The 7,741-nt window shown below is 69.3% G+C and carries 8 protein-coding genes and 1 pseudogene; 3 read left to right on the top strand and 6 right to left on the bottom strand.

What is annotated here, in order from left to right; translation table 11 throughout:
* On the top strand, nucleotides 1-282 hold a 282-nt coding region (locus G3N92_RS28335; RefSeq protein WP_206130890.1), incomplete at its 5' end, for a thiamine phosphate synthase.
* A gap of 42 nt (nucleotides 283-324) precedes the next feature.
* On the opposite strand, the gene G3N92_RS28330 is transcribed toward G3N92_RS28335, so the two are convergent.
* Nucleotides 325-1,968, bottom strand: a complete 1,644-nt coding sequence (locus G3N92_RS28330; protein WP_206130889.1) for a DUF3459 domain-containing protein — start codon at nucleotides 1,966-1,968, stop codon at nucleotides 325-327.
* 273 nt (nucleotides 1,969-2,241) lie between these two features.
* On the opposite strand from G3N92_RS28330, the gene G3N92_RS28325 reads away from it, so the two are divergent.
* The gene (locus G3N92_RS28325) at nucleotides 2,242-2,913 is read left to right on the top strand and encodes a glutathione S-transferase (protein WP_206130888.1); all 672 of its coding nucleotides are present in this window, start codon (nucleotides 2,242-2,244) and stop codon (nucleotides 2,911-2,913) included.
* Between the two features lie 9 nt (nucleotides 2,914-2,922).
* On the opposite strand, the gene G3N92_RS28320 is transcribed toward G3N92_RS28325, so the two are convergent.
* The 5 genes from G3N92_RS28320 to G3N92_RS28300 form a co-directional block, all read right to left on the bottom strand.
* Nucleotides 2,923-3,579, bottom strand: a complete 657-nt coding sequence (locus G3N92_RS28320) for a DUF1345 domain-containing protein (RefSeq protein WP_206130887.1) — start codon at nucleotides 3,577-3,579, stop codon at nucleotides 2,923-2,925.
* A gap of 63 nt (nucleotides 3,580-3,642) precedes the next feature.
* Nucleotides 3,643-4,350 (bottom strand): RES family NAD+ phosphorylase, encoded by a 708-nt coding sequence (locus tag G3N92_RS28315; protein ID WP_206130891.1) that lies wholly within the window; start codon nucleotides 4,348-4,350, stop codon nucleotides 3,643-3,645.
* Entirely contained in the window at nucleotides 4,341-4,766 is a 426-nt protein-coding gene (locus G3N92_RS28310; RefSeq protein WP_206130886.1) for an MbcA/ParS/Xre antitoxin family protein, read from the bottom strand. Before G3N92_RS28310 ends, G3N92_RS28315 begins: the two co-directional genes overlap by 10 nt.
* Before the next feature lie 319 nt (nucleotides 4,767-5,085).
* A complete protein-coding gene (locus tag G3N92_RS28305; RefSeq protein ID WP_206130885.1) occupies nucleotides 5,086-6,009 on the bottom strand; it encodes a metal-dependent hydrolase in 924 nt (307 codons plus the stop codon).
* Between the two features lie 328 nt (nucleotides 6,010-6,337).
* Nucleotides 6,338-7,075 carry a response regulator transcription factor gene (locus tag G3N92_RS28300; protein WP_206130884.1) on the bottom strand — a complete coding sequence of 246 codons (738 nt, stop codon included), beginning with the start codon at nucleotides 7,073-7,075 and terminating at the stop codon, nucleotides 6,338-6,340.
* 268 nt (nucleotides 7,076-7,343) lie between these two features.
* Between G3N92_RS28300 and G3N92_RS28295 the strand changes: the two are divergent.
* A pseudogene (locus G3N92_RS28295) lies at nucleotides 7,344-7,741 on the top strand (two-component sensor histidine kinase); the annotation flags it as partial.

Raw genomic sequence — 7,741 nt, 5'->3', positions numbered from 1 at the left:
ACGGCGCTGCTGTCCGCCGCGTGCCACGATCGCGCGTCGCTGCTGCACGCGCAGCGGATCGGCGCGGACCTCGTCACGCTGTCGCCGGTCAAGCCGACGCTCACGCATCCGGGCGCGCCCGCGATGGGCTGGGCGCAGTTCGCCGACTGCGTGGCGGCGCTGCCGCGCGATCGTGCGATGGCCGTCTACGCACTCGGCGGCATGACGCGCGCCGACCTGCCGCAAGCGCGCGCGCACGGTGCGCACGGCGTGGCCGGCATTCGGGGTATCGGTGGGGGTTGAACCCGCCGGCGCCTGCATCGGGCAGACGCCGGCGAATGACGCTCAGGCTTCCTCGCAGGCCTGCGCGTCGGGCAGCGGGTAGAAGCGCGTGTCGTGCGCCAGCGCATAGCCGTTGACGTCGCCCGTCAGCCAGGCCATCAGCGTGAACGGCGGCAACTCGCCGAGCAGCACGTTGTCGCGCGCGCGCGGCGGCGTTTCGAACACGACGGTGCCGTCGGGCGCGTGCTCGAACGGCAGCGGTTCCGGCGACAGGTTCAGCGCGAGGCTCAGCACCTCGCCGTCGCCGAGCCGCCAGACGGCCAGCAGCGCATCGGCCTCGCTGCCGTCGGCCAGTTGCAGCAGATCGGCCGATTGCGGCCGCGAATCGGCCAGCCGCGGCGCGATCAGCTTGGCGCGCACGGCCAGCGCCGAACGCACGAAATGCTCGCTGGCTTCGTCGGGCGCGGCCTCGGCGAAGATCAACGGAATCTGCGGCGTCAGCAACGACAGCGCCAGCGCGGCCAGCCCGGCCTGACGCGTGGCCGGCGACGGCCGGCTCGCGCCGTCGGACAGCACCAGCGACGTCATCGGCAACGCGCCGTCGGCCGCACCGCGTTCGTCGCTGCGCTGATAGGCCGAACCGCCCGCCGTCAGCGCGCGCGCCAGCGTATGGATGGTCTGGCGCGTCGAGATCGCCTCGCGATACGGATGCGCGGCGCGCCCCGTCAAACGATGCAGCGCGCGCTCGCCCGCTTCGTTCCATTGCGCGTCGAAGTGCGTATCGGCCAGATGCGACGGATGACGCTCGCCGCCGAGCACGAAATGCACGATCCGGTCGTTCGACACGGCGGCGCGGGCGCGATCGGCGATCTCGCGCAGGCCGGCATTGCCGATCCGATCGGCCTCGCGCAGGCGCACGCCGTCGCAGCGGTATTCCTCGATCCAGTAGAGCGCGTTGTCGCAGAAGAAATCGCACACCTCGGGATGCTCGAGCGCGAGCGGCGCGTGCTGCGGATCGTCGCGCAACTGGAAGAACGGCGCGGCGTAGCGCTGCAGATCGTCGTGGCCGGCGCCGAAGCGCGCGTAGTCGAGATCGAGCAGCACCGCGAGACCGAGGCCGTGCGCATCGTCGATCAGCGCCTTCAATGCGTTCGGGCCGCCGTAGGCGGCCACCGGCGCGAACGGCAGCGCATCGTGCTGCGCGTCGGGCGCGGCCAGCAATTCGAGCGCGGTCACGCCGAGCCGCGCGAGTTGCGGCAAGCGCCGCCGCACCGCCTCGTAGCCGCCCACCGCGCCGGGCTGGATCGCGTAGAACGCCATCTCCTCCCACGGGCGCCCGCGCCAGAACGTATTCCGCCACTCGAACGCGCGCGGATCGATCACCTCGCTCGCACCGCCGATGCCGTCGGGCTGCGAGCGCGAGGCCGGATCGGGAATCAGCAGCGTGTTGTCGAGCCGGTAGCGATAGCGCGTGCCGGGCCCGCATTGCGCGAATGCCTCGAACCAGCCCTGGCCGGCATGTTCCATGTCGATGGCGGGCTCGGCCGAGCCGTCGACGCCGAATTCGAGACGCACTTCGGCGCTGACGGGCGCCCAGAGGCGGAAGTGGGTGCGGAGGGTGGCGGCGCTCGCGCTGCAGGGTTGCGCGCCGAACGGCAGGCAGTGCGTATAGCGGTGCGCGTAAGGGTTGTGCGGACAGTCGGACATGTGATGCGCTCCTCGCGGGTGCGGAGGCATGACCGGCACCTGCAAGCTGCGTGCCGGGGCGGTGGAGTGGCTCAGTATGCGCTGAATGATCCGACGAAGCGAGCATCGCCAATATCATTTTTTAAATGCGTATCGACCCTGAGCGCGCGGTCGAGGCACGTATTTCGCTACCGCCGATTCGGCAGGACAACGGAACGATTAGTAGGAAAGCTTCAACGTTCCCGCGCGATCCGTGGATAGAATCGGCCGGGTTGCCGCTCCGCTCACTGGCCCATGCTGACCGTCCATCACTTGAACAACTCGCGCTCGCAGCGCGTGCTCTGGCTGCTCGAAGAACTCGGCGTGCCGTACGAGATCAAGCGCTACGAGCGCGACCCGCGCACCATGCTCGCCCCGCCCGAACTGCGAGCCGTGCATCCGCTCGGCAAATCGCCCGTGATCACCGACAACGGCCTGACGATCGCCGAATCGGGCGCCATCGTCGAATACCTGATCGACCGCTACGGCGAGGGCCGTTTCGCGCCCGCGCCCGGCACGCCCGCGCGGTTGCGCTACACGTACTGGCTGCATTACGCGGAAGGCTCGGCGATGCCGCCGCTGCTGCTGAAGCTCGTCGCGCAACGCATCGCGCAGGCGCCGATGCCGTTCTTCGCCAAGCCGATCGCGCGCAAGATCGCGGCCACGCTGCAATCGAGCTTCGTCGATCCGCAACTGAAGCTGCATCTCGGCTATATCGAAGCGGAACTCGGCGCGACCGGCTGGTTCGCCGGCGACGCGTTCAGCGCCGCCGACTTGCAGATGAGCTTCCCGCTCGAAGCCGCCGCCTCGCGCGCCGGCACGGTGGCGCAACTGCCGGCGATCCGCGCGTTCCTCGAGCGGATCCATGCGCGGCCGGCGTATCGGCGCGCGCTCGAACGCGGCGGCCCGTACGGCATGGTGGGCTGAGGCGGCGCGCTAATTGCCGAGCAGCCCCGCCGCGACGTTGATCGACAGCCCGAGCACGGCCATGTTGAAGTAGAACGACAGGATCGATTGCGCGAGGCCCGCGCGCCGGATCGAGCGGTTGTTCAGCATCACGTCGGAGGTTTGCGACGCCACCGCGATCGTGAACGAGAAGTACAGGAAATCCCAGTAATCGGGCTCGACGTCGCGATCGGGAAATTGCAGCGCGCGCGCCGTGGCGGGCGACTGGTAGTAGAGCCGCGCGTAATGCAGCGTGAAGATGGTCGGAATCAGGAACCACGCGCCGAACAGCGTCGCGCCCGTCACCGCGTAGTGCTCGATGCCGGCGCGCAGCCCCACGCTCTTGGCGCTGGCCAGCTCCACCGCGATCGCGGCCACGCTCGCCACCGTCGCGATGCAGACGATGGTCAGCACCGCCGTGGCGCTCTCGTCCTCGCGCATCGCGATCTCCTGCACCTTCTCGTAGTGCGCGCGCGTCATCTGCCACCACATCATCGCCAGGTACAGCCACACGGCGATATCCCAACCCACCAGCACGCGCGGAAACCGGCCGTGCACGATCGGCAAGCACGCCGTGGCCGCCACGCCGATCAGCAGCGCGACCCACATGCGGGGCCGGTTGCGCACCAGCATCGGAACGTTCTTCATCGATACCTCGTCAGTTGCATCACGAACGGCGCGAGCGCGCCGGATAAACGATCGAACAGCGCGTCAGCCGACCTGGTTCAGTTCGAACACGACATCCACCGCCGAGCCGTTCCAGTTGTATTCGAGATACGCGGCGTGATGGCAATCGCGCAGCATCGTGGTGCGGAACGCGGCCAGGCATTCGCCGCCGCGATCGCGCACCGACGGATAGGCCAGCCCCGCGAAGCCGGCGCCGCGCACCATGCGGCCGAACGCGCGGCCCGCCGAATAATCGTCGCGGTCGAGCAGGCCCGGATCGCGCGCATCCCAGGCGCGGATGTCGGCCACCTCGCCCTGCGCGGCCACGGTGTAGAGCCGCATCTGCTGGCGCAGCGGCTTTTCCTTCGTGGCGGCAAGAAACAGGCTGGTGTGATGGCGCGTTTCGGCGATCGCCGTCTGCCGCGTGCGCGCGCAGTAGAACACACCGTAGCTGCCGTCCGAGAAGCGGCTGCCCTGCGGATTCAGGTGCGTGAACGCGGCCATGATCGGCCCGTAGCCGGGGCCGTAGCGGCGCTCGGCGAGCGGCACCAGATCGAGCTGGCCGACCTCGGCGCGCACGCGGTCGTTGGTCATCTCCTCGAGCGCGTAGAGCGCGTCGAAATCCTCGGGCGACGCCACGCGATCGAACAGGTTGATCGCGGGAAAACGGGTGGGAATGATGCGGTAGGCAGGCGCCCAATCGAGCGCGGAAACGGGCCAGCGGGTCGACGGTTCGGCTGATGTCACGCCCAGCCCCCCCGCGCGGCGTCGAGATACTGGCGCACCGCCACCAGGTCGCTGACGTTGCCGGCCAGCATCCGGTCGAGCGCGGGGCGGCCGTTGAACGGCGCGGCGTCGTTCGGGCGCTTGACCCAGCCGTCGGCCGCCTCGGGCGGCAGCAGGATCTGCAGCGCCTTGTAGATGCCGAGCATCAGCGACAGCCGCTCGAGCGTGTCGCGCGCGAGCCGCGCCGTTTGCGGCGAGGCCTTCCATTTGAAGAACGTCGAGCGGCCCGGCGAGCCGAGCAGCACGATCTGCTCGTCGGTCGACAGGTCCCAGTCGTTCGCGATGTTGAAGAACGCGCGCAGGCCGGCGGCGGACATCTGCGCGGCGGTGGCGTCGGGCACGGCCGGCGAGGCCGGAAGCGGGGTCGGAGCGGGTCGAGACATGGCCGTTAGTCTCAAAGTGAATTGACTAACAAGATTAGTCCATTTTGGGATGAATGCAAGGGCCCGATGCTGGCTGGCGTCTGTCCAGGCCGCTTGCACCGTCGCCGGATGCGGGCCGGCGGTGCGCCGCGGGCGATTGCCGCGGCGTCGTGCCGCCCATCGATGGCGGCCGGCACGGCCCGCGCCGTGCGCCGATCCGATCAGGGCCGTGCGGCGAAATGTCGGACGAATCGCCGCGCCAATAAAAAACGGCGGCGACGCTTGCGCGCCGCCACCGTTGTGCCCTGCCCCGCGAATCGCGCGCGGTGCGGCCTGCCGCTCAGGCCGCCGCGCCCAGCCGGCGCCGCACCGCCGACACCTGCGGCTCGCCGTGCCCGGCGGCCTGTCGCGCCTCGTTCTCGGCGACGATCTGCGCCACCCGCGCCAGATGGCGGCGGTTGTCGTAATCCCACGGGTGGAAGCTCGGCCGGAAGAAGCTCAGCCATTCAAGCGCGATGCGCGGAAACACGCCGTGGCGCGGGCCGTACAGGAACTTGATCACGCGCCACATGCCGCGCACGCGCTGGCCGGACGTGCGATCGGAACGGATCAGCCGCGTGTGGAGCAGGAACACGGTGGGCCAGAACGTCAGCGTGGTCATCAGGTAGGTGCCGATGCGCAGCAGGTAGCGCTTCAGGCCCGGCTCCATGACCGCGTTCCAGACGTCGAACGACACCGCCTTGTGCTCGGTTTCCTCGAGCGCGTGCCAGATCCACATCTGCTTGTAGCCGGCCTCGGCGCCGTCCATGCGCGACGGATCGTCGAGCAGCAGCCCGGCCAGCATCGCCGTGTAATGCTCGGCGGCCACCGTGTGGCCGAGCTGCATCGAATGCGGCATGACGCGCTTCATCCAGCCCAGCACCTTCCAGATCCGCTGATCGAGCTTGCGGGCCGGCAGCCGGTTGGCCTGCAGCGCCTCGTTGTATTCGATGTGCTCGCGCGTGTGCATCGCTTCCTGGCCGATGAAGCCGACCACCTGCTGCTTGAGCACCGGATCGTCGATGCGGTCGCGGTAGTTGCGCACCGAATCCATGAAGAAGCGCTCGCCGGCCGGAAACAGCAGCGACAGCGCGTTGAAGAAATGCGTGACGGCCGGCCCCTGGCCGTGCCAATCCTTCGCGCGCTCGACCGGCAACGCGAAGTGCAGGTCCCGGCGCACGGGCATGATGTCGGCCGCGACGGCGGCTGCGGACGGATGGGACATCGTCGATGCTCCTTGGCGGATCGTGCGGCGCCGAATGCGTCGCACCCCGAATGATTACATTGAACGATGTAAAGATACGGCGATTCGCTGCCGCAGCGCAAGCCCCGCGCTAGTGGCGCGCTTCCAAACGGCGAGCGCGCGCGGCGCCGCCCGCCGGGCCGGCAAGCCGCGCCCCGCTTGAAACCGGGCGTGTCAGAGGAATCGGGAAGGCAGGTGCCGCGGCGCGCCGCACGGCGTCGAACACCAGCGAAAAAATCCTCGGGCGAGGACGAAAAACGACAGTGCGGCGCGATTTTCTTGAAGGGGTCGGAGCGAAAACGCCGTGCGTTCAGGCGGCCACGGCGCCGGCCAGCGCGCCGCGTTCCTCGGGCGGCGGCACGAAGATGTAGCCGCGCCCGCGCATCGTCTGGATGTGGCGCGGCTGGTCGCGGTTGTCCTCGATCAGCGCGCGCAGCCGGAACACCAGCACGTCGAGGCCGCGCTCCGAGCGCGATTCGTCGCCGACCTGCAGCAGTTGCAGCAGCGTCGCGCGCGACAGCACCTGCAGCGGATGATTGACGAACGCCTTGAGCAGCGCGAATTCGCTGGGCCGCAGCCCGAGATCGCGGCCGCGCTTGCTGGCGCGCCGCGCGGCGAAATCGATCTCGATCGGGCCCATCACGCGCGGGCGCGGCACCTGGATCACGTTGGCGGCCGCGCCGATCGGGCGGTGCACGATGGTGCGGATGCGGGTGGACAGTTCGAGCAGGTTCACCGGCTCGGACAGGAAATCGTCGGCGCCGAATTCGAGCGCGAGCACCTTGTCGCTGACGTCCGGCTCCTCGCCGATCAGCACCACCGGCATGTCGTAGCCGGCCGCGCGCAACTGGCGCAGCGATGCGTAGGTGTCGGCATAGCCGGGGCCGGCGCGCATCACGATCGCCGACGGGCGCTCGCGTTCGACGCGCTCCACCAGCGTGGCGGCCGAATACCAGACGGACATCTCCATCCGGTGCTTGCTGAAATGCGTGCGCATTGCGTCGCGCACGGCTTCGTTCGGTTCGATGACGAGGACGTTGAGGCTCATGGAATTCCGCAAAATGGGCGTCGATCCGGAGACAAGGCGGCGCTGGCCTGCGCCGCGGCCGCGCGCCGTCGTCCGGGACGATGCGCGATGTCCTGAGACTAAGCACAGAATGCGCATCAAAAATGGGGGAATTAAGGAGAAAATGTGGAACCGCCCGCGCACCGGCGCGCAGCGCCGCCAAACAACGGACAATCCGCGGCGACGCCGGGCGCCCCGGCCGTCGCGTTCATGACGCGCCTCGCCTCTCCCGTAGCCATCCTGTCCCGGTATGAAAGTCGGCATCACCTCGAAACTGTTCCTCGCGATCCTCGTCACCTGCGTCGCCGTCGCCGTCGCGATGGGGGCGGCGATGCGCTACAGCTTCGAGAACGGCTTCGTGCGCTATCTGGTGGGCCGCGACGACGAGGAGGTCGAACGCGTGACGAAGGCGCTCGAAAGCCGCTACGCCACGCACGGCAACTGGGATTTCCTCACCGCCACGCCCGAGGCCTGGCCCGCGTTCGTGCGCTCGGTCGCGCCGATCTTCCCGCACGACGGCATGGGGCCGGACGGCTGGCCGCACGGCGCGGGGCCGCGCGGCGACGGCGATCCGTTCTGGCGCGACGACGGCTTCGGCGGCCCGCCGCCCGGCGACGACGGGCGCTGGCACGGCCCGCGCGGCCATGC

It is taken from the genome of Burkholderia sp. Ac-20379 (assembly GCF_017104645.1).
GTDB lineage: Bacteria > Pseudomonadota > Gammaproteobacteria > Burkholderiales > Burkholderiaceae > Burkholderia.
This window is presented reverse-complemented; position numbering and strand designations above follow the sequence as displayed.

Bases quoted from the DNA above. Each gene is read 5' to 3' on its own strand.
- G3N92_RS28330 (WP_206130889.1), bottom strand. From the start codon at position 1,968: ATGTCCGACTGTCCGCACAACCCTTACGCGCACCGCTATACGCACTGC.
- G3N92_RS28325 (WP_206130888.1), top strand. From the start codon at position 2,242: ATGCTGACCGTCCATCACTTGAACAACTCGCGCTCGCAGCGCGTGCTC.
- G3N92_RS28320 (WP_206130887.1), bottom strand. From the start codon at position 3,579: ATGAAGAACGTTCCGATGCTGGTGCGCAACCGGCCCCGCATGTGGGTC.
- G3N92_RS28310 (WP_206130886.1), bottom strand. From the start codon at position 4,766: ATGTCTCGACCCGCTCCGACCCCGCTTCCGGCCTCGCCGGCCGTGCCC.
- G3N92_RS28305 (WP_206130885.1), bottom strand. From the start codon at position 6,009: ATGTCCCATCCGTCCGCAGCCGCCGTCGCGGCCGACATCATGCCCGTG.
- G3N92_RS28300 (WP_206130884.1), bottom strand. From the start codon at position 7,075: ATGAGCCTCAACGTCCTCGTCATCGAACCGAACGAAGCCGTGCGCGAC.